The organism is Victivallis lenta, assembly GCF_009695545.1.
Lineage (GTDB): Bacteria > Verrucomicrobiota > Lentisphaeria > Victivallales > Victivallaceae > Victivallis > Victivallis lenta.
In genome coordinates, this window is the sequence record NZ_VUNS01000044.1 from 1 (window position 1) to 20,133 (window position 20,133).

General features: G+C 63.7%; 16 protein-coding genes. 4 read left to right on the forward strand and 12 right to left on the reverse strand.

Translation table 11 applies throughout. From position 1 onward, the window contains the following. Positions 1 to 248 precede the first annotated feature (248 nt). Positions 249 to 1,073 carry an HAD-IIA family hydrolase gene (locus FYJ85_RS21755; protein WP_106051598.1) on the reverse strand — a complete coding sequence of 275 codons (825 nt, stop codon included), beginning with the start codon at positions 1,071 to 1,073 and terminating at the stop codon, positions 249 to 251. A gap of 162 nt (positions 1,074 to 1,235) precedes the next feature. Here FYJ85_RS21755 and FYJ85_RS21760 point away from each other — a divergent pair, with 162 nt between their 5' ends. Continuing rightward, the gene (locus tag FYJ85_RS21760) at positions 1,236 to 3,638 is read left to right on the forward strand and encodes a mechanosensitive ion channel family protein (RefSeq protein ID WP_154420797.1); all 2,403 of its coding nucleotides are present in this window, start codon (positions 1,236 to 1,238) and stop codon (positions 3,636 to 3,638) included. Here the strand turns inward: FYJ85_RS21760 and FYJ85_RS21765 are convergent. Then, a complete protein-coding gene (locus FYJ85_RS21765; RefSeq protein ID WP_154420798.1) occupies positions 3,625 to 4,425 on the reverse strand; it encodes a class I SAM-dependent methyltransferase in 801 nt (266 codons plus the stop codon). The genes FYJ85_RS21760 and FYJ85_RS21765 overlap by 14 nt on opposite strands. An 80-nt stretch (positions 4,426 to 4,505) precedes the next feature. On the opposite strand from FYJ85_RS21765, the gene FYJ85_RS21770 reads away from it, so the two are divergent. Continuing rightward, positions 4,506 to 5,144, forward strand: a complete 639-nt coding sequence (locus tag FYJ85_RS21770) for a CatA-like O-acetyltransferase (protein ID WP_154420799.1) — start codon at positions 4,506 to 4,508, stop codon at positions 5,142 to 5,144. On the opposite strand, the gene FYJ85_RS21775 is transcribed toward FYJ85_RS21770, so the two are convergent. The 5 genes from FYJ85_RS21775 to FYJ85_RS21795 form a co-directional block, all read right to left on the reverse strand. Further along, entirely contained in the window at positions 5,145 to 6,512 is a 1,368-nt protein-coding gene (locus FYJ85_RS21775; protein WP_154420800.1) for a UDP-glucose 6-dehydrogenase, read from the reverse strand. Positions 6,513 to 6,630: 118 nt separating this feature from the next. After that, the gene (locus FYJ85_RS21780; protein ID WP_106051593.1) at positions 6,631 to 7,599 is read right to left on the reverse strand and encodes a UDP-glucuronic acid decarboxylase family protein; all 969 of its coding nucleotides are present in this window, start codon (positions 7,597 to 7,599) and stop codon (positions 6,631 to 6,633) included. Positions 7,600 to 7,719: 120 nt separating this feature from the next. Further along, on the reverse strand, positions 7,720 to 8,760 hold the full coding sequence (locus tag FYJ85_RS21785) for a glycosyltransferase family 4 protein (RefSeq protein WP_206213392.1): 1,041 nt from the start codon (positions 8,758 to 8,760) through the stop codon (positions 7,720 to 7,722). Beyond that, positions 8,757 to 9,767, reverse strand: a complete 1,011-nt coding sequence (locus FYJ85_RS21790; protein ID WP_338116716.1) for an SDR family oxidoreductase — start codon at positions 9,765 to 9,767, stop codon at positions 8,757 to 8,759. Before FYJ85_RS21790 ends, FYJ85_RS21785 begins: the two co-directional genes overlap by 4 nt. Next, positions 9,764 to 11,050, reverse strand: a complete 1,287-nt coding sequence (locus tag FYJ85_RS21795) for a nucleotide sugar dehydrogenase (RefSeq protein ID WP_154420802.1) — start codon at positions 11,048 to 11,050, stop codon at positions 9,764 to 9,766. The genes FYJ85_RS21790 and FYJ85_RS21795 overlap by 4 nt, the downstream gene beginning before the upstream one ends. 169 nt (positions 11,051 to 11,219) lie before the next feature. On the opposite strand from FYJ85_RS21795, the gene FYJ85_RS21800 reads away from it, so the two are divergent. Continuing rightward, a complete protein-coding gene (locus FYJ85_RS21800) occupies positions 11,220 to 12,515 on the forward strand; it encodes a dicarboxylate/amino acid:cation symporter (RefSeq protein ID WP_154420803.1) in 1,296 nt (431 codons plus the stop codon). Between the two features lie 8 nt (positions 12,516 to 12,523). On the opposite strand, the gene FYJ85_RS21805 is transcribed toward FYJ85_RS21800, so the two are convergent. The 4 genes from FYJ85_RS21805 to FYJ85_RS21820 all read right to left on the reverse strand — a co-directional run bounded on the left by FYJ85_RS21805 (position 12,524) and on the right by FYJ85_RS21820 (position 17,337). Beyond that, positions 12,524 to 13,219, reverse strand: a complete 696-nt coding sequence (locus FYJ85_RS21805) for a response regulator transcription factor (RefSeq protein WP_154420804.1) — start codon at positions 13,217 to 13,219, stop codon at positions 12,524 to 12,526. Further along, entirely contained in the window at positions 13,206 to 15,020 is a 1,815-nt protein-coding gene (locus FYJ85_RS21810) for a sensor histidine kinase (RefSeq protein ID WP_154420805.1), read from the reverse strand. Before FYJ85_RS21810 ends, FYJ85_RS21805 begins: the two co-directional genes overlap by 14 nt. 12 nt (positions 15,021 to 15,032) lie before the next feature. After that, on the reverse strand, positions 15,033 to 16,415 hold the full coding sequence (locus FYJ85_RS21815; protein ID WP_154420806.1) for a vWA domain-containing protein: 1,383 nt from the start codon (positions 16,413 to 16,415) through the stop codon (positions 15,033 to 15,035). A gap of 136 nt (positions 16,416 to 16,551) precedes the next feature. Next, the gene (locus tag FYJ85_RS21820) at positions 16,552 to 17,337 is read right to left on the reverse strand and encodes an alpha/beta hydrolase (protein ID WP_154420807.1); all 786 of its coding nucleotides are present in this window, start codon (positions 17,335 to 17,337) and stop codon (positions 16,552 to 16,554) included. A gap of 98 nt (positions 17,338 to 17,435) precedes the next feature. Here FYJ85_RS21820 and FYJ85_RS21825 point away from each other — a divergent pair, with 98 nt between their 5' ends. Further along, on the forward strand, positions 17,436 to 18,320 hold the full coding sequence (locus tag FYJ85_RS21825; RefSeq protein ID WP_154420808.1) for an MBL fold metallo-hydrolase: 885 nt from the start codon (positions 17,436 to 17,438) through the stop codon (positions 18,318 to 18,320). On the opposite strand, the gene arfA is transcribed toward FYJ85_RS21825, so the two are convergent. Then, positions 18,268 to 19,836, reverse strand: coding sequence for an arabinosylfuranosidase ArfA (arfA, locus tag FYJ85_RS21830; protein ID WP_154420809.1), 1,569 nt, complete (start codon positions 19,834 to 19,836; stop codon positions 18,268 to 18,270). The two genes, FYJ85_RS21825 and arfA, sit on opposite strands and share 53 nt — an antisense overlap. Positions 19,837 to 20,133: the final 297 nt, after the last annotated feature.

Sequence of the window (20,133 nt, forward strand, 5' to 3'; positions counted from 1 at the left end):
TTCCACTGCCGGAATATCTGTTCCGCCACACGCTCGTAACCGCCCGCGCTGCGATCCTGAAAAGGCTTCAGCGACACTTCCAGATCAAGTTTTTCCCAACGCATCTCTATGGTGACTCCTTCCCCTGTCGGTATTGAAGATGAATTGTTCCATAAAGTATAGCTGCTCCGGGCCGGTTTTGACAGGCCGGATTGACCGGAACGCGCGAAATAATTGAAAAAATCAATGGAATCCAAAAGAACGGCGGCTCACCCGATCGAATCGAAAATGAAGCCGGGGCGCCGGAAGCCCTCCGCCGTTTCGGCGGTTTTCCGGTCGGTCAGCCCGGTCAGGACCACTGCGGACTGCAGCCCGGCACGGTTCGCGCCTTCGATGTCGCTGCCGAGAAAATCGCCGACCCCGGCGACGCGTTCGCGGCGGGTCCCGGCGGGAAAACGCGCAAGCACATGTTCGTACACCGCCGGGCAGGGCTTGCCCATGTGGAGCGGCCGGATTTCGATGCCGAGTTCGCGCAGGTGAAAACGGACCAGCTCGAACTGCCCGAGCGGGCACAGCGTGACGCCGCCTTTCACCGGATTCAGCCGGTCCGGATTCGGAATCACGACCGGAAGCTCCGGACGTTTCATCAGTTCGTTCAGCACGGCGTGGAAGCTCGTCCGCCAGTCATGAAGGCCGCCGAGGAACAGGATGCCGCCGCATTCGCCGATCCGTTTCGGGTCGGTGGCGTATCGCAGCCCGAGCTGCTCCGGGAATGTCGCGGAGCCGATGAGAAAGAAACGCAGTTTCTCCCACCCCTTCCGCGCCAGCTCTTCGCGGAGCGGTGCGGCGGCGCCGGCGATGTCCTCCGGGTACGCCTCGATTCCGGCCGCGTTCAGCCGGGCGGCGATTTCTCCGGAGGTGTTCGAGCAGTTGTTGGTCAGAAAGAAAAACGGCGTCCGGTTCCGGCGCAGGAGCGCGATGAGCTCCGCGGCGCCGGGAAGCGGTTCATCGCCGAGCAGCAGCGTCCCGTCGAGGTCGAGCAGCATCGCGTCGAACCGGGACGGGTCCCGGCTGAGAAAGTCGAGAAAAGTCATGGCAATAAGATCCCCACGGAATTCGGAATGTTCATCCGGGTAAAATAGTGCCGGAACTCCGTTTTTTCAACCGGAGCGGCGGGAAAACGCCGATCGTTTTTGCGTTTCGGCCTTTCGGGTGGTATATTGTCCACGGAGACGAACCGGAAGGAGGAATTGATTATGCGGATGGTTCTGCTTTTTGTTTTTCTGTTTTTCGCCGCCTGTTCCGGCCTTGCCGCCGGGCAGGAGAATGCCGCCGTGGGGAACGGCGGTCCGCCGGCGGAGGAGAAGGCCGCTCAGCCGGGCGGCGATTCGTTTTCGCTCGAACGGATTGAGGACTGGAATTTCATCCTCTCCCGGCTCGATTCGCAGATCACCCGGGCTGAACAGGTGCTCGACGGTTATCAGGGATCGTTCCGGAATATCGAGGGGGAGTACCGGAAATTTTACGACAGCATCGCGCTGCAGGCGGACGAACTGCGTTTCCTGCTTTCGATTTCGACGCCGCAGGATGTGTTCGAGACCACGCTGCGCTGCCAGCAGATCGACGACCTGAACCTGATTTTCCGCAAGCGTTACCGGGTCATCCGGATGTACCGCGACGGGAGCGCCCAGCTGACCGCCCGGACCGAATCGATCCGTTCCGAGCTTGACCGCATGAAGCGCCTGCCGCAGTACAGCCGCTATTCGGGGCGGATCGAACAGGTCGCCGCCAAGTATCAGGCTTTCCGGGACCGGGCCGGGCGGATTACGCGGCAGCTTGACGAGCTGCTGGCTCCCGAGCTCGACAGGATGCTCGAAACGCTCGTGCGCGAGGCCGCCCGGGTGCGAACCGAGACGATCGACAATGTGTTTTTCTCCCGCCAGGCCGCTTACTGGCAGCTTTTTCCGAGCCAGAAGCAGATTCTCGCCTACTGGTATTACACCGCCGTCGACGAGAAGCAGTTCAGCGGCGGCGACGAGTGGGCGGGGGACCTGATCTGCTTCATGCTGATCTTCATTCCGCTGCTTTTGCTCTTCGTGTACGGCGGTCCCCGCTGGTTCTACCCGTGGCTGCTGCGGCAGACGCGGTTCCCGGATATGTACCGGAAGTCGAACCTGTTCTTCTTCTCCGGGCTTCTGATGGTGCTGGCGCTGGCGCTCTATTTCGTGCAGTTCCGGACCGAACTGAGCTATTCCGCGCAGGTTTATCAGTTCAGCCAGACGATCGGGGCGCTGGCGATGCTCTGCATCGCCCTTGCGTTCCGCATGGAGCGCGGCATGATGCGGCGCACGATCCTGCTCTATCTGCCGTTCATCCTGCAGAACTTTCTCGCCAGCACGCTTTTCGCGCTGGTCATGCCGTATCAGCCGCTGATGCTGATCGCCGTGCCGCTGAATCTGCTGACGGCGGTCTGGGCGCTGTTCATGCTCCGGCGCGGCGGATACGCGGCATTCGACTGCGTCCTCGGCTGGCTTGCGCTCGGCGTGGCGGTGCTTGAGACGCTGCTGATCACCCTCGGTTTCCTCTATATCGGATTCACCATGATGCTGACCGGGTTCGTGGTTCTCGGGCTTTTCCAGGCCGCCATCGCCGCCAGCCGCATGATCCTGACCCGGATCGCGGAGCATGCGGAGAGCCGGATGAGCAACATCATTCTGCGTCACCTCGCGTTTCCGCTGGTCTGGTTCGGTGTGTGCGGCATCGTGATCGGCAATATCTCAAGCACCTATCACCTGCGCAGCTGGCTGAATCACTGGGCGCGGATGCAGATCAACGTCTACAATTTCCTGAGTTTCAGCGTGACCGATCTGCTGACCATATCCATCGTGCTGCTGGTGCTGCTGTTCCTGCTGGCGATGGCGAAGTACCTGATCTTCCAGCGCTTCGAGAATTCGTCCGACCTCGGCATGGTCTCGTCGTTCGTGACGCTCGGCAGCTACATCGTCTGGGCGCTGTTCGGCGTGTTCGTGCTGCTGATCCTCGAGGTGAAGTATTCGAGCCTGCTCGTGATTCTCGGCGGGTTCAGCGTGGGATTCGGCTTCGCCCTCAAGGAAGTGCTCGAAAACTTCATTTCGGGGATCATCCTGCTGGTCGGGCAGCAGGTCCGGCCCGGCGACGAGATCGAATTCGACGGCCTCTATGCGAAGGTCAAGGCGGTCAGCTTCCGCGCGACGGTGATCGAGACCTTCGACGGTTCGGTCATCACGCTGCCGAATACGAACGTGCTCTCGAAGGACTTCCGCAACTGGACCCGGCGCGGGAGCCGGATGCGCCGCGACCTGCATGTCGGCGTCGCTTACGGTTCGGACCTGAAGCTGGTCCGGCAGACGCTGCTTGATGCGGCAGCCGCGCTGCCGTCGATCTACAGACAGCCGCCGCCGGAGGTCTACTGCTCGGAGTTTCAGGAGAGTGCGATCGACTTCACGCTGCGGGTCTGGGTGCGCACCGGCGCGCAGGTCATCGTGCTGTCGACGCTGCGCGAGAAGGTGGCCGAACTCTTCGACGAACGCGGCATTTCGATTCCGTTCAACCAGCTCGACCTGCACGTCGAAGGTCCGGTCCGGCTTGAACATGCGGGCGCGGAAGTCAAAGCCCCCTGACGCCGTTCAGCCGGTGAAGTTCGATTTCGACATAGTGCAGGACCGTGAACCGTTCGCCTGCTTCTCCGGCCAGCCGGGTCCGGAGCTGCCGTTCGAATGCGGCGACGCGCTCCGGCGGCAGCGAGGCGCCGAGGCCGCGGCAGCTCCGGAGCCGCCCGGCCCAGCTGTCGATGCTGAACGGCAGGGCTTCGCGCCAGGCAAAGGCCGCCTGGCGGGTGAAGCGCTCTTTTGCCGGACCGTATTCCTGGAGCGGGGAGGGGCGGAAGCCGCCGCCGGTCCAGGCCGGGTTGCATGCGAGGATCAGTTCCTCCGACATCCGGGCGACCGGGTCTTCGTGCGGGAGCCAGTTCATGTGGACCACGGCGAGGAGTCCGCCGGGAACCATGATTCTGGCGAGCTCGGCGGAAAAACGCTCCGGATCGAAGTATCGGATGCACTGGCAGGCCGTCACCGTATCGAAGCTTCGGGCCGGGAACGGCGTCGATTCGGCCGGAGATACGCGGTATTCGATCGCTTTTCCTGCCGACAGGGCGCGGGCCGCTTCTATCTGTTCCGGGGAGAGGTCGATGCCGGTGAACCGGGCGCCGGTGCCGTACATCGCGCGCGGCAGTACGCCGGTGCCGGTGCCGGCGTCGAGCACGCGCAGACCGGCGCGGACGGCGCCGGTTTCCTCCAGCTTCCGGTAGAGCGAAGCCGGGTAGATGTCGCGGTATTTCGCGTAGTCCGCCGCCGCGCGGCCGAAATCGAACCCGTTGCCGTGGTCGACCGTATCAAAAGAGAGTTCCATGAAAATCATCTCCGTTTTCCGAAATATATCCCGGACCGGGCCGGAATGCAATCGAAACGGGGAAAGAAAGGAGAAAGAGCATGAATCGTTACCGAGAAATCGACAAAAACGCATGGCCGCGCCGGACGGTCTTCGAGTACTACCGGACGTTCCAGAACCAGTTGTTCAACATCACGCTCGAGGTGAATGCGGAACCGGCTTACCGCATGGCGAAGCGGACCGGCAGATCGTTTTTCCTCTCGATGCTGTATCCGCTTCTGCGCGCGGTCAATGCGGTTCCGGCCCTGCGGCAGCGCATTCTCGACGGGGAGCGAGTCGTCGAATTCGAACACACGGCGGCGCTGACCCCGATTCTCGGCGCGGACGACACTTTTACGATGGCACTGACCGAATATGCGGATCGTTTTGATGCGTTTCTCCGGCAGGCGGAACCGGCCGTCGCCGCCGCGAAGCGCGGTGAGTTCGACCCCGCCGTGCGGCGGCGGCAGGACTATTTCTGCGCGAGCTGCGTGCCTTGGTACGGCTTTTCGTCGCTTACGCAGGCGGCGCTCCGGCTGGATCAGAGCATCGTGATTCTCGCCTGGGGGAAGATGAATCGCTCCTTCACGATTCCCGTGGCGCTGCAGCTGAATCACGCGCTGGCCGACGGCCGCCATGTCGGACTCTTTCTCGAAGCGCTCGAAAAGGAGATCGGCAGCATGGCGGCATACGAATGCTGATCAGAAGTGCGTCAGCGCCTTCTTGCCGATCGGATAGACGTTGAAGCCGATTTCATAGAGCGCGGCGTGATCGAGGATATTTCGTCCGTCGAAGAGGAAGGCCGGCTTCTCCATCGAGTCGAAGATGCGCCTGTAATCGAGCTCGCGGAAGCTTTTCCACTCGGTCATGACCGCGATGGCATGTGCGCCTTCGGCGGCTTCATACGGGTCTTCAAGGTAATTGATCTCGCCGGTCGCTCCTTCAAGGTCGAGCTTCGCGTTGCCGAGCGCCTTCGGATCGTGGATGTTGAGCCGGGCGTGCTCTTCGAGAAGCTGGAGGCAGACGGAGCAGGCCGGAGACTCGCGCGTGTCGCCGGTGTCGGCCTTGAAGGCGAAGCCGAAGATGGCGATCCGCTTGTCGGCCACGGTGTTGAACATGGCGGCGAGCATGTTGCCCACAAAGCGGCGTGACTGGAATTCATTCATCCGGATGACCTGTTCCCAGTAATCGGCGACCTCCGGCAGTCCGTAGTGCCCGCAGAGGTAGACCAGATTCAGGATGTCCTTCTTGAAGCAGGAGCCGCCGAAGCCGATGCTGGCTTTCAGGAACTTCGGCCCGATCCGGCTGTCCTTTCCGGCGGCGCCGGTCACTTCGTCGATATTCGCTTCGGTGCGTTCGCAGAGCGCCGAAATGCTGTTGACCGAAGAGACGCGCTGGGCGAGAAGCGCGTTCGAAACGAGCTTGGTAAGCTCACTCGACCAGAGGTTGGTCGTGATGATCCGTTCGCGCGGGACCCAGCGCGCATAGACCGAGACGAGCTCTTCGATCGCGGCTTCGCCCTCCGGCGTCTCCATGCCGCCGATCAGGACGCGGTCCGGATTTTCGAGGTCGCGGATCGCGGTGCCTTCGGCCAGGAACTCCGGGTTCGAAAGAATCTGGAATTTCAGGTTTTTCGTGTTCGAGTGCAGAATCCGGCTCATGGCCTGCGCCGTCCGTACCGGCAGCGTGCTTTTTTCGACGACGATCTTCCCGTTTTCAGCGTGTTCGACGATGCTGCGGGCGGTCTTTTCAAGATATTGGAGGTCGGCGGCCTTTCCGGCGCCTGCGCCGAAGGTTTTGGTCGGCGTGTTGACGCTGACGAAGATGATGTCCGCCTCGCGGATTCCCTTCGGGATGTCGGTCGAATAGAACAGATTGCGGCTGCGGCAGCGTTTGACGACCTCCTCGAGGCCGGGCTCGTAGATCGGCAGTTCGTCGGAGTTCCAGGCGGCGATGCGCCGTTCATTGATGTCCACTACGGTCACTTTGATGTCCGGGCAGCGGTCCGCGATGACTGCCATGGTCGGGCCGCCGACATAGCCGGCGCCGATGCAGAGGATGTTTTTCATGCTGATTCTCCTGTTGTTGGATTGATGTGCAAAAAGGGGAACGCCCCGAAACGTGAAAACGTTTCAGGGCGTTCGTGCAAACCGCACCGGGCAACGGCTGCGGCTGGATGTATCGTGGTCATTTTGAGCGGCAAAACTCCGGGTCCTCCTTCAAAAGCCGGTCGAAGTAGTCGATCGTCCTGGCCAGGCCCTCGCGCAGCGGGGTCGTCGCCTGCCAGTCGAGAAGTTTCCGGGCTTTGGACGCATCGGGGCGGCGCTGCTTCGGATCGTCCGACGGGAGCGGCAGGCGCACGATCTTCGACCGCGAACCGGTCAGCTCGATGACAAGCTCGGCCAGCTCGAGAATCGTGAATTCGGTCGGATTGCCGATGTTGACCGGGCCGGTCACCCCGTCCGGCGTCGCCATCATGCGGATCATCGCTTCGATGAGGTCGTCGCGGTAGCAGAAGCTGCGGGTCTGGTCGCCGCTGCCGTAGATCGTGATGTCCTCGTCCTGCAGCGCCTGCAGGATGAAATTGCTGACCACGCGCCCGTCATTCGGGTGCATCCTCGGCCCGTAGGTGTTGAAGATCCGCACGATCTTGATCGGCAGATTGCACTGGAGACGGTAGGCGTGGAACAGCGTTTCGGCGCAGCGCTTCCCTTCATCGTAGCAGGAACGCAGCCCGACCGGATTCACGTTGCCCCAGTACTCCTCCACCTGCGGGTGGATGTCGGGGTCGCCGTAAACCTCGCTGGTCGAGGCCTGGAGCACTTTCGCGCCGAGCCGCTTGGCCAGCCCGAGCATGTTGATCGCGCCGTGGACGCAGGTTTTGACCGTCTGGACCGGGTCGCGCTGGTAATGAATCGGCGAGGCGGGACACGCCAGATTATAGATTTCATCGACCTCAAGGTAGAGCGGAAAGGTCACATCGTGGCGGATCAGTTCGAATTTCGGGTTGTCCAGCAGATGGCGGATGTTCCGCTTGCTGCCTGTGTAGAAATTATCGACGCAGATCACGTCGTTGCCTTCTTCGAGCAGCCGTTCGCAGAGATGGGAGCCGAGAAAGCCGCCGCCGCCGGTCACCAGAATGGTTTTATTTTTCATTGTGATTCCTGATTGTTGCCGAAAAATCGGACGCCACCACAGATCGCTTTCATAACATAACCCCGCAAAGCGGATTTATCCAGCCGCAAGAGGCCGCAAAGCGGAAGAATCCGGCGGTTTTTATCGATTTTTCCGCGGAATCGCCCGTTCGACCGCGTCTGCGAATGCGGCGGGAGTCCAGCTGCGGATTTTACGCCCGGCGGCTTCCCCCATGGCGGCCAGCCGTTCCCGGGAGATGCCTTTCACATAGTCGAACCAGAGCTCGGGGTGAGCGGAGTCGACGCTCCAGCCGGTTGCGCCCGGCTCGACGAGATCGGGCGCGCAGCCGGCTTTTTCGGTGACGAGCACCGGGCGCTGCGCGGCCATCGCCCCGTTGATCAGCGCCCCCCACGGCAGGCCGGTGCGCGGCGTCAGTGCGCAGAGGTCGGCGGCCCGGAGCAGGGACGGCAGCTCCTGCGCGCCGGGAAGGGGCAGGAGGTGGATGTGCGAATCCTCCGCCGCCATCTGCCGCAGCGTTTCTTCGCACTCCCCGGAACCGGCCAGCGCGAAATGCCATTTCCCGCCGTTCCCGCTCCGGCGGAGGAAGAGGAACTGTTCGAGCAGGATGTGCACGCCTTTCCGGAAATCGAATTTTCCGGCATAGAGCAGCAGCTTTTCATCTTCCGCAATGCCGAGCCGGGCTCTCCGTGTTCCGGCGGCTTCCCGGCAGTGCGGCGAACCGGCGAAATGCGCGTTATCCACAGCGAACGGAGCGTCGTGGAGTTTGCGTTCCGCGATGCCGAGCCGGAGACAGCGTTTCCGGTCGTTGCTTCCGGCGCAGAGAACGGCATCGGCGTAACGGCATTCGAGCCGGAACAGAAAATCGTCCCGCAGGGAACTCAGGATACGGGAACCGTCGTGCGGCGGAGCGGCCGGACGCAGCAGAATGGGAATCCGGCCGTGGGAGCGGCGAAGCGCCGCAAGCCGTCCCGGTGCGGACGGCCCGACTGCAAGCAGGGCGTCCGCTTGCGCATGCTCAAGCGCTTCGGCCGGAAAGAAAGCATGGCGTTCCCGCTCGAAAACGATCGGGCGGACGGTTCCGCGGCGTTCGAGCTCCCGGAGGAGCGGAGAAAGCTTTTCCGCCTCCTGCCGGGCGCAGGCCACCGCCAGACGGAGGCTCATTCGGCGTGCGCCCCGGCATTCTTGAAGTACCATTCCGCCGCCAGCGCGAAGCCGGTCCGGGCATCGAATTCCGGCCGGTAGCCGAGCAGCGTCTCCGCTTTTGAAATATCGGCCAGCGAGTGCGGAATGTCCCCGGCGCGTTCCGGCCCGAACTCCGGCCTGATTCCGGCGACGGCCGGATCGTACTTGGCGAGTTCGCTTTTCAGCAGGTCGAAAAGGTCGGTCAGCGTGGTTGCCCGCCCCGCCGCGATATTGTAGGCGGTGTTGAGCGCTTCGGGATTTTCGACGGTCCCGGCGAGCAGATTCGCCTCGACCACGTTCGCCACATAGGTGAAGTCGCGCGAGTTGCTCCCGTCGCCGTTGATGACCGGACTCCGGTGCGCCAGCAGCGCGGCCATGAAATTCGGAATCACGGCCGCATATGCGCCGTTCGGGTTCTGCCGCGGGCCGAATACGTTGAAGTAGCGCAGCCCGACGGCATCGATTCCGTAAAGCGCATGAAAGTTCCCGGCATACAGCTCGTTCACGCATTTGGTGATCGCATAGGGCGAGAGCGGTTCGCCGGTTTTCGCCTCGACCTTCGGGAGTTCGCGGCTGCCGCCGTAAACCGAGCTGCTCGACGCATAGACGAAACGGCGGACGCCGGCCTGGACGCCGGCCCAGAGCATGTTGACGAATCCGGCGATGTTGACTTCGGTGGTCGTGACCGGGTCCGCGATCGAACGCGGCACCGACCCGAGCGCGGCCTCATGGTAGATGAGATCGATTCCCGATGCCGCTTTCCGGCAGGCGTCCAGGTCGCGGATATCCGCCTCGATCAGCTCGAAGCGCGGATCGCGGAGCGCCGACGCGAGATTCTCCCGCCGCCCGGTCGAGAAATTGTCGAGCGCGACCACCCGCGCCGCGCCGTTTGCCAGCAGCGCATCAATGAGGTTGCTGCCGATGAATCCGGCGCCGCCGGTGACCAGGACGGACCTGCCTTCGATGGTGTCGAACTTTGGTTTCACAGGCGGCCGTCCACAAGGTTGCGGGGCAGCACCCCTTTGATGTCGTAGATGATGCACCCTTCCTTGCGACGGCTGCCGAGGTCGAGAGCGCGGAATTGATCGTGGGCGACCGCGAGGACGATCGCATCGCAGCACGAAAAATCGAACGAATCCGGATCGCGGAACGAGTTGATCCCGTAATGCCGTTTGACCTCGTCCGGGTCTGCCCACGGGTCGCAGACATCGACGCGGCAGCCGAATTCCGCCAGAGTATCGGCCACGTCGACCGCGCGGGAGTTGCGGATGTCCGGGCAGTTCTCCTTGAAGGTGATGCCGAGCTGCAGCACCCTGGCGCCGAGAATCCGGCTGCCGCCGCGGATCATGAGCTTGACGACCTCGGTGGCCGCATAGCGCCCCATGCTGTCGTTGATCCGGCGCCCGGCGAGGATGACTTCGGGGTGATAGCCGAGCTCGGCCGCCTTGTGAGTCAGGTAATACGGGTCGACGCCGATGCAGTGGCCGCCGACGAGTCCCGGCTGGAACTTCAGAAAATTCCATTTGGTTCCGGCCGCCTCGAGCACTTCGCGCGTGTCGATGCCGATCAGCCGGAAAATTTTGGCCAGCTCGTTGACGAAGGCGATATTGAGGTCGCGCTGCGAATTTTCGATGACTTTGGCGGCCTCGGCCACCTTGAGCGAGCTCGCTTTGTAAGTGCCGGCCTCGATAATGCTGCGGTAAAGCCGGTCGACGGTCTCCGCCGTCTCCGGCGTGGAGCCCGAAGTGATCTTCAGAATCCGGCTCAGCGTATGTTCGCGGTCGCCGGGGTTGATCCGCTCCGGGCTGTAACCGCAGAAAAAACCGGTGTTGAAGGACAGTCCGCTTTCGCGCTCGATCACCGGGACGCATTTCTCCTCGGTGCAGCCGGGGTAGACGGTACTCTCGAAGATGGCGATCCCGCCGGGCCGGATCGCCTTGCCGACCGTTTCGCTGGCGCGGAGCAGCGGCGTCAGGTCCGGCGTGTTGAAGCGGTCCACCGGAGTCGGCACGGTGACGATGAAGATGTCGCGGTCCCGAAGCGCTTCCGGGTCGGAGGTATAACGGAGGCGGACGGCCTCGCGCAGCTCCTCCGGAGTGGTTTCGAGCGTATTGTCTCTGCCGCTTCGCAGCTCCGCGATCCGCGACTCCTTGACGTCGAATCCGACGGTGTCGAACTTTTTCCCGAAGGCGACCGCCAGCGGCAGCCCGACATAGCCGAGGCCGATGATGGCGATTTTTATGCTTCCATCCGCGATTTTCGTGCGCATGAGGTGTTTCCTTCCTCCCTCAATAAAGTAAAATCATACTTTCTAACATACACGCAATTTGCAAAAAATCCAGTTGGTTCCCGGGTTTCCGGTCGGTTTCGGCGTTGCAAACCCGGATTGCTCCGGGTATATTAGGCGGAGGATGATGGATGCATATCAGGGAGGGAGCATGAGAAAAATCGCGAAACTTTACTTTTCCACCCCGCTCGTCTACCGGGTTGTCGCTGCTTTTCTGCTCGGCATCGCGGCCGGAATCGGCTGCCGGTATGCCGGGCCGGACGTTTGCGACGGGACGCTTGCCGTTCTCGCGCCGTTCGGGACGGTTCTCATTGCGATGCTGAAGATGGTGGTCATCCCGATCATCTTCCTGTCGCTCGTGACGGGGGCGGCCAGTCTGCCGCTGCGGAAGTTCGGGCGTCTCGGTATGTGGGTTGTGGCCTGGTATTTTCTTACCTCCCTCTTCGCCGCCGTGTTCGGGACCGGATTCGCGCTGTTCATGAATCCGGGCATGGGGGATGCCGGGGAACATGCCGCGCCGCTCATGGGGCAGGTTGAGCAGCTTCGTCTCGGGGGAGGGGGCGGCGGCACGCTGCTGAAGCTGGTCAACGACCTCTTCATGAATCCGTTCCAGGCGCTGGCGGAGGGGAAATTCCTGTCGATCATCGTCTTTTCGATCCTCTTCGGCATCGCGGTCCGCACGGTCATCGAGGAGAGCGGCGGCGGGAAGGTCCGCATGGCCGCGGAGACGCTGCTCGATGTGTTCGGCGCCGCGATGAAGGCGTGTTTCCGCATGATCGACTGGATCATGGAATATTTTCCGGTCGGCGTTTTCGCCCTGACCGCCGTCAACTTCGCCGCTTACGGCGCCGAGCTTTTCGGCCCGTATCTGCGCATCGCGGGGTGTGTGATCACCGGGGTCCTCATTATGATCGGCGTGATCTACCCGCTGTTCGTGCTCGTGATCTGCCGGGAGAATCCGTACCGGGTGCTGGCGGCGGTCAGGGAGCCGGTTCTGACCGCGTTTCTGACCCGGTCGAGCGCGGCGGCTCTGCCGGTTTCGCTGCGGGTGGCCGACGAGGAGCTGCATATCCGCAACGAGCTCTCCGGCTTCGCGCTGCCGCTCGGAGCGACGATCAACATGGACGGGGTCTGCATCCATTTGCCGGTTTTTGCGATCCTCGCCGCGAACATCTTCGGCATCCCGCTCGGGATGGGGCAGATTTTCGTGCTGATTCTGTCGGTCGTCTTTGCTTCGATCGGCACCGGCGGCATTCCCGGCGGCAGCATTTTCCTGCTCTTCATGGTGCTGGAGAACATGGGGCTCGAAGCCGGCCGGATCGCCATGATCGTCGCGCTGGCGATCGGCATCAACCCGCTGCTCGACATGTTCGAGACCGCCTGCAACGTCGCAGGCGACAACATCGGCAATTACGTCATTGCGCGCCGCAACGGCATGATCGGCTGATTCCTCCGCTACTCGGCGGCGTAGCGGTAGCCGATGCCGTAGACGGTTTCGATCAGGCGCGGCGGCTCGAGCTTGCGCCGCAGGGCGACCAGGTGCTGGTCGAGCGTGCGCGAGGATTGAAAGCTTGCTCCCCATACCTCCTTCATGATGCGGTCCCGGCTGAGCGCTTCGCCCGGATGTGCGGCGAACAGTTCGAGCAGCGCGATTTCCCGCAGCGTAAGCCCGGTCGATTCGTCTCCCCGGACGGCGCGGAGCCGGCATCGCTCGATCTCCCAGCGGCCGAACCCGAACCGGTCCGGCGCGGCCGGCGGGAGGGAGGCTTTCTCCTTCTCGCTCTGCCGGCGGCGCAGCTGCGCGGCGATGCGGGCGGCGAGCTCGCGCAGCCCGAACGGCTTGGTCACATAGTCGTCCGCCCCGAGTTCGAGCCCGAGCACCTTGTCGAACTCCTCCCCCTTCGCGGTCAGCATGATGACGGGAATCAGCGGGTCGTCCTGCCGGACCCGGCGGCACACGTCGTAGCCGGAGAGCCCCGGCATCATGATGTCGAGCAGCAGCAGATCCGGATGGTGTTCGTGGTAGAGCCTGAGCGCTGCGCCGCCGTCCGGCGCTTCGACGGGGATGTATCCTTCGAGTTCGAGCGCGTCGGCGACTCCGGCGCGGATGTTGCGGTCGTCTTCGGCAATCAGGATCTTATACGGTTCCATGTTCCGGTTCCTCCGGTAATTGAATGATGAACTGCATGCCGGGATCGGCGGGGACGGCTTTCAGCTCCCCCTTCTGGTCGCGCAGGAGGCCGCGGGCAATGGCCAGCCCGAGCCCGAAACCGGAAACCTCGGCCTCCAGCGCCGTGTCGACCCGGTAGAATTTGCGGAAAATCTTCTCTTCCGCCCCGGGCGGAACGCCGGGGCCGTAGTCGCGCAGCCGGATCTCCCAGCGTCTTCCGGCCCGGACCAGCGAAAGGTCGATCCGTTTTCCGGAGGCGGCGTACTTGAAAGCGTTGTCGAACAGGTTGTGCAGGATCTGCAGCAGCGAATCGCGATCGATCCGGCAGCTCGCCGGGCTTCCCGGCAGCGATACGTGAAGCTCGACTCCGGCCGTCCGGGCGCGTTCGCGGCAGAGCTCGGCGGCTGTGTTCAGCAGCTCGGCGAGATCGGTTTCCGCCGGCGAATAGCGTTTGCGGCCTGCATCGAGGCGGCTGAAGTCGAGGACATTGCCGACCAGGCGGGAAAGCCGTTCGCTCTCGTCGAGGATGATCTGCTGATAGCCGCGCCGTCTGGCCGGAGCGAGCTCCGCGTCGTGGTCGCGCAGCAGCTCGGCATACATGCGGATGCTGGTGAGCGGCGTCTTGAGCTCGTGCGACACCTGCGAGACGAAGCCGGTCTTCTGCCCGGAGAGCCGGAGTTCCCGCCGGAGCATCCGGTAAATCAGGAGCCCAGCGAGCAGGATGACGAGGATCGGAGCCGAAATGCCGAGCCAGACCGCGAGCCGGAAGCTGCCGAGCGGCAGTCGCTCCGGAATCAGCGAGGCGCGGATCTGCGCGTTCGGCAGCAGCAGCTCCGAGAACGGCATGATGAGTACGGGTTCGGCTGTTTCTTTTCCGGAAATGTCGCCGCCTGCCGCATGGATGACGCGGTTGGACGCATCGACCAGCTCGATGCGGAAATATGGCGGCAGGTGCTGCGGAAAGAGCGGGATGAGCCGGCTCCAGAGCACGACGCTTTCGAGTTCGAAGCCGACGAGCCTGCCGGGCGGGTTCGTGCTTTCGGCCCAGACCAGCGGCGCAAACCGGTTGTCGGCGAAGTACGGAATGAAGCCGGAGCGGCGGCCGCGGGCCAGCGCCGCGAACCGCGGAATCAGCCGCGGGGCGGGAGAATCCGCTTCCGGTGCGGCGGCGACGGCCGGCAGCGCTCTTTCGGAATTTTCTCTCCGGACCGGTTGGAATTCGCCTCCTGCGCTTCGGCTGAACCGCGCCTGGTCCGCCAGCACGATGCGGCGCGCGTTGTCGTGGAGCGGAACCGGTTCGACGAGCTCCCGGGACCTCGTCCCGGTTTTCGCCGGAGCAGAGGAGGCCGTGCGCAGTTTTTGCGGAGCGGGCCGGACCGGGGCGGTGTCCGCGCCGTCGGACCGCGAGCTGACGAGTTCGGTGAAGAGTTCGTTATAGCGGCGGCGCCAGTCGCCGCCGGCATGGAGCAGCCGTCCGGAGCGGTCGGCGACGAAGCCGTCGACGAAGAACGGCTCCCCCGCGACGGCGCGGCGGATTCCGTCCGCGTCGGGCGGCGTTTGCGCGGCGAGCAGTTCGAGTTCGGCCCGGATCATATCGAGCTCCTGTCCGCATCGTTCCGCGAAGAGGCGGCACTCGCTGCGGAGCAGATTGCGCAGCTCCTCCTGCCGGAACGCCTCCTCGTGCCGCGAAAGCGCGAAGGCGACGCCCCCGAGCGCCAGTGCCGCCAGCAGGGCGATTCCGATGACCGGCGCGATGATTGTTTCGGGGGTGATTCGCGGCATGAGGCAGGTCTCCTACTGGCGGACGGGCTGGCTGTTCCGGATCTGGTAACTGCGGCCCTTGATCTCCTTGCGGGTCTCGTTGTAGGTCGCGGGGGCGGTTTCGGCCTGCGCGAGCCGGTCCGACTCGTCAGCGAGCCGCTTTGCGGTTTCGCGGACCTCCTCGCTGCCGGTCAGCGCGGCATTGCGTTCGAGCAGAAGCTGCGCCTGCCTGAGCTTTTCGGAGGCGAAGAGGATGTTGCCGCAATCGGACTGGTTGATCGCCTCCTCGCGAATCGCGGCGCTCTGCTGGAGCGCGACATCCGCGCTGACTGCCTTGTTCAGGCTCCGGGCGCTGGCGGAGGAGTCGGCGCTGAAATTCACCGCCACGCTGCGGGTCAGCACCGGCGCTTTTTCTGCTTCGGCGGTCAGGTATTCGAGCGTTACGTCGGCGAGCGGCTTCGAGCTTCCGTCCGGCTGCGGCGGCAGATCGAGCTGCAGGATCAGCACTTTGTCGTGCCCGGCGTAGATCTGGTTGAAGTCGAGCTCGATGCTCTGGCCGTCGATTCTGCACCGGCAGCCGAGAATGCCGCGCGGCCGGACGCCGGGCGGACAGTCGATGCGGACCTTTACCCGGCGGGCCGCGACCGACAGCGCGCTGCCGAGCTCTCTGGCGAGAATCGGAACGAGGTCGGAGCTTCGGGCGACGAAGTAGAAGTTGCCGTCCGAATTCTGGGCGAGCGAGGTCATCAGGTCCTCGTTGTAGTCGCTGCCGATGCCGACGGTGCTGACCGTGATACCCTCTTTGACCAGCGCGCTGCCGAGCTTGCCGAGTTCGGCGGGAGAGGAGGGGCCGACATTGGCCTGGCCGTCCGACAGGAGGATGAGCCGCCGCACGCCGCGCGGATCGTTCCCGGCCTTGCGGAGTTCGTCCGCGGCGAGCGACACACCGGAAAACAGCGCGGTGCCGCCTCCGGCCGGAATCGAGCCGATGACCGCCGCAAGCTCCCGCTTCGCACTTTCGGTAACCCGGGTCGCCGGGATCAGCACTCGGGCGGAGTGGTTGTAGATGACCAGCGAAAAGAAGTCGTTTTCGCCGAGCTGCTCCAGCGCGTTCTGCGCCGCCTGCCGGGCGTGGACGATCTTTCCGCCGCTCATCGAGCCGGAACAGTCGAAGGCGACCGCGAGGTTGACGGTCTTGACCAGTCGCGGCTGCCGCGCCGGCGCCGGTGCCGAAATCGCGATGCGGACCATCGCTTCCTGCGCGTTTCCGGCCGGGAGAATGGAGTTTTCGGCTTCGACCGTCAGGGTGACGCCGCCGGGAGCCGGGGCGGGCACAGATGGCTCCGCCGCATTGCACGCCGCGCAGGCGAGCAGGCAGGCGGAAGCGAAGCGGAACAGGGCGAACACTCGTTTCATCAGATCCTCTCTTTCTTTTTAAGGTAATCTCCCGGCGGGTGATTTGCAAACCGCCGGGAACGTCTCCGCGCTGTTTATTATAGCGCTTTGTTCCCGGATATTGTCAAAAGAATGAAAAAGGAATGTAAAACGATTGTCAAAGTTCCCGGGCAAGAAGATCGAAAAACGGTTCGCGCGCGTACTGTTCGCGCCAGGGAGTATGGCCGCACCTCGGCAGCAGGCGGAACGAAAACGAAACGCCCGCTTCCCGCAGCGGCTCCGCGACTCCTTCCGACGGATGCGGGTCAGCCTCTCCATGAATGACCGTCACCGGAATCCGCAGCGCCGAAAAACGCCGGAGCAGTTCGCCGCTTTCCCGCAGTGCGGCGGCCTCGGCCCAGACGCGCGCATACATCCGGCCGTCGCAGTGAGAAGGCGGTTCGGGGCAGGGGGGATCGGCCGGCGCGTAAACGTCGGAGGCGGTGCAGAGCGCGCCGAATTCAGCGAGCAGCGCATCGCGGTCGATCGCATCCGGCGAGTCGAGTTCGGCGAGCAGCGCTTGAAAGCGTTCGCGCCGCCTGCCGTCGAGCCGGGCGAGACGGCGTTCTCCGATCTGCGGCACATAGCGGCTGTGCAGGGGGCCGCTGCTGACCAGGATGAGTTTCGATACGCGCTCCGGATGCTCCGCCGCGAACAGCGCCGCGAGCCAGGCGCCCCACGAGTGGCCGATGAGTGCGACCGGCGCGGCGGCTTCGGCCGCAAGCTGCTTTTCAAGCTCCGCCTCGAGCTCCGGGATCGTTTCTTTCGACTGAAACGGCTCAAGTACGCCGCAGGAGGCGGAGACGGCGAGTCCTTCGGCCAGTCCGCCGGCGGAGCCGACCGCACCCGGACCGCCGTGAATTGCCGCCGCCCGGAAGGGCGCTTTTCCATATCGACGTGTCATGGTTCAATATAAGCCCGTTGCGGTTCCGGTGCAAGCCGCGTCCCTTGTTTTTCCGGCGCGGCCGGAGTATATTGATGGAAAACAGGAGGGAATGCACGATGTATGAACTGATTCGCGCCGGAGAACGCAGCTGGTATATCGATTGTCCGGCGAAGATCGGCATCTGCCTGCTGGACGGGGCGGACGTCTGCCTGATCGACAGCGGCAACGACAGGGACGCCGGCAAACGGGCGCTCCGGATTCTGGAAGGAGAAGGGTGGCGTCTGCGGGCGGTCGTCAACACCCATTCGCACGCGGACCATATCGGCGGGAACCGGTTTCTGCAGGAACGCACCGGCTGCCGCGTCTTTGCTCCCCGGATCGAGGGGGCGTTCACGCGCGACCCGCTCCTCGAGCCGTCGTTCCTGTACGGAGGCTGTCCGCCCGCGGAGCTGCGGAACAAATTCCTGCTGGCGCAGCCGAGCGACGTTTCGACATTCGGCGACCCGGCATTCCCGTGGGAGCTCGAGCCTGTTCCGCTGCCCGGCCATTCGTTCGACATGACCGGATTCCGCACGCCGGACGGCACGGTGTTTCTGGCTGACTGCGTCTCGAGCGGCGCGGTACTCGCCAAGTACCGGATTCCGTTCATTTACGATTTCGACGCATGGTTCCGCACCCTCGATGCGGTGGAGGCGATGGAGTCGCCCTGTTTCGTGCCGTCCCATGCTCCGGCCGGGCCGGACATCCGGCCGCTTGTCGCGGAGAACCGGCGCGCCGTCACGGAGCTGCTCGATACGATCCTCGCGCGGCTGGACTCCCCGGCGTCGTTCGAAGAACTGCTGATGCGGCTGTACGACGGTTTCGGCCTGCGGCTCGATTTCAACCAGTATGTCCTGGCCGGCGGCACGCTGCGTTCGGCGCTGTCGTGTCTGGCCGGCGCCGGACGGGTCAGGGCTGCTTTTGACGGGAACCGTCTGCTCTGGCGGGCTGCCGGAGACTGATCCGCAGCATGTTCCAGCTTGCCGGGAGCAGCACGGCCTTCAACGTGCCGTTCTCCAGCGCGGCGCCCTGCTGCGCGACCGGGGCGACCTCTTCCCGTTCCGCCGAATTGACCGCCTTCAGGTCGCTGTGATGCAGCGTCTGCTGCTCGATGACCGAAACGGCGTCGAAATCCCCGAGCCGGACTTCGAGCTCCATCGGTTCGGCCAGATTTCGATTGGCGGCGAAGATCACGACCTCGCTGCGTTCCGTATTGTGGACGAAAGAGGCGTGGAGGTACGGGATTCCCCGGTGCAGGACCGGGGGCGCATCGGCGTCCGTCCTGAACTCCGCATCGTAGCACGGACCCTCCACGACGCTTTGGAGCGCGATGCCGCGCCCGTATTTCGAGGCCAATGCGAACGGGTGGAAGATGGTCTGCCGCCAGGCGCCGCCGTCCTTTTCGGTCATGATCGGCGCGATGACGTTCACGCTCTGAGCGAGACAGGCGATTTTGACCCGGTCGGCGTGATTCTGGAGCGTCGAAAGCAGCATTCCGACCAGCAGCGCGTCCTCCATCGTGTAGACGTCTTCGAGCAGAGGCCGGCCGACCGTCCACTCCGGCGACTCCTTCTCCCGGCCGTTGGAGTGGAACCAGACGTTCCATTCGTCGAAGCTCAGCATGATCTTCTTCGACGATTTCTTTTTTGCCCCGGCCGCGTCGCAGCAGGCGACGGCGCGGCGGATGAAGCCGGCCATCTCCTCCGGCTGGGCGAGATAGCCCGGCGTCTGCCCGCAGCGGTTGCCGAAATAGCGGTGGATCGACAGGTAATCGGCGAGGTCGTAGGTGTGTTCGAGCACGGTCTCTTCCCTGTAGCCGAAGGTCGGCATGGCGTCGTTCGAGGAGCCGCAGACGATGACCTCGATCGACGGATCGGTCCACTTCATCATTTTGGCCGCTTCGAGCGCGGTCCGGCCGTATTCGTCGGCGGTGCGGTGTCCGGTCTGCCACGGGCCGTCCATCTCGTTGCCGAGACACCAGAGCTTGACACGGTACGGCTCCCGGCCGCCGTTGGCCCGGCGGCGTTCCGACAATTCCGTGCCGCCCGGAAAGTTGCAGTATTCGACCAGCTGCTGCGCTTCGGCCGGGCCGCGCGTGCCGAGGTTGACGGCCATCATCGGGGCGGTTCCGGCCCGGCGGCACCACTTTATGAATTCGTCGGTGCCGAACTTGTTCGGTTCGAGCGCCTTCCAGGCGAGGTCGAGCCGCACGGGCCGCCGGTCGCGGGGACCTGTGCCGTCCTCCCAGTTGTAGCCGGAGACGAAGTTTCCGCCCGGATAGCGCGTGACCGGCATGCCGAGTTCGCGGATCAGCCCGAGCACGTCGGTCCGGAAGCCGTCCGCGTCGGCGGACGGGTGGTCCGGCTGATAGATTCCTCCGTAAACGGCGCGCCCGAGGTGTTCGATGAAACCGCCGTAGATGCGTTCGTCGATTTCGCCGATGGTGAAGTTGCGGTTCAGAATCACGCTGGTTTTCATAATGCGGCTCCCATGTTCCCCGAAAAGTTGTCCCCCTTCCTCCTTCGCCGAGGCTGCGGAGGACAAGTCGGACCTGTCATCCACAGCGCTTGCGCGGCGGATGATACTTTTCGGGGGCCCCGCTCTCTGAAGAGACCATGCCCGACACTGCGTGTCGTGCCCGTCTCAAAAGACCATGCCCGACACTGCGTGTCGTGCCCGTCTCAAAAGACCATGCCCGACACTGCGTGTCGTGCCCGTCTCAAAAGACCATGCCCGACACTGCGTGTCGTGCCCGTCTCAAAAGACCATGCCCGA

What these genes read in the sequence shown, in the direction of transcription:
- FYJ85_RS21755 (WP_106051598.1), bottom strand. Translation starts at nt 1,073, where the DNA reads ATGACTTTTCTCGACTTTCTCAGCCGGGACCCGTCCCGGTTCGACGCG.
- FYJ85_RS21760 (WP_154420797.1), top strand. Translation starts at nt 1,236, where the DNA reads ATGCGGATGGTTCTGCTTTTTGTTTTTCTGTTTTTCGCCGCCTGTTCC.
- FYJ85_RS21765 (WP_154420798.1), bottom strand. Translation starts at nt 4,425, where the DNA reads ATGGAACTCTCTTTTGATACGGTCGACCACGGCAACGGGTTCGATTTC.
- FYJ85_RS21770 (WP_154420799.1), top strand. Translation starts at nt 4,506, where the DNA reads ATGAATCGTTACCGAGAAATCGACAAAAACGCATGGCCGCGCCGGACG.
- FYJ85_RS21775 (WP_154420800.1), bottom strand. Translation starts at nt 6,512, where the DNA reads ATGAAAAACATCCTCTGCATCGGCGCCGGCTATGTCGGCGGCCCGACC.
- FYJ85_RS21780 (WP_106051593.1), bottom strand. Translation starts at nt 7,599, where the DNA reads ATGAAAAATAAAACCATTCTGGTGACCGGCGGCGGCGGCTTTCTCGGC.
- FYJ85_RS21785 (WP_206213392.1), bottom strand. Translation starts at nt 8,760, where the DNA reads ATGAGCCTCCGTCTGGCGGTGGCCTGCGCCCGGCAGGAGGCGGAAAAG.
- FYJ85_RS21795 (WP_154420802.1), bottom strand. Translation starts at nt 11,050, where the DNA reads ATGCGCACGAAAATCGCGGATGGAAGCATAAAAATCGCCATCATCGGC.
- FYJ85_RS21800 (WP_154420803.1), top strand. Translation starts at nt 11,220, where the DNA reads ATGAGAAAAATCGCGAAACTTTACTTTTCCACCCCGCTCGTCTACCGG.
- FYJ85_RS21805 (WP_154420804.1), bottom strand. Translation starts at nt 13,219, where the DNA reads ATGGAACCGTATAAGATCCTGATTGCCGAAGACGACCGCAACATCCGC.
- FYJ85_RS21810 (WP_154420805.1), bottom strand. Translation starts at nt 15,020, where the DNA reads ATGCCGCGAATCACCCCCGAAACAATCATCGCGCCGGTCATCGGAATC.
- FYJ85_RS21815 (WP_154420806.1), bottom strand. Translation starts at nt 16,415, where the DNA reads ATGAAACGAGTGTTCGCCCTGTTCCGCTTCGCTTCCGCCTGCCTGCTC.
- FYJ85_RS21820 (WP_154420807.1), bottom strand. Translation starts at nt 17,337, where the DNA reads ATGACACGTCGATATGGAAAAGCGCCCTTCCGGGCGGCGGCAATTCAC.
- FYJ85_RS21825 (WP_154420808.1), top strand. Translation starts at nt 17,436, where the DNA reads ATGTATGAACTGATTCGCGCCGGAGAACGCAGCTGGTATATCGATTGT.
- arfA (WP_154420809.1), bottom strand. Translation starts at nt 19,836, where the DNA reads ATGAAAACCAGCGTGATTCTGAACCGCAACTTCACCATCGGCGAAATC.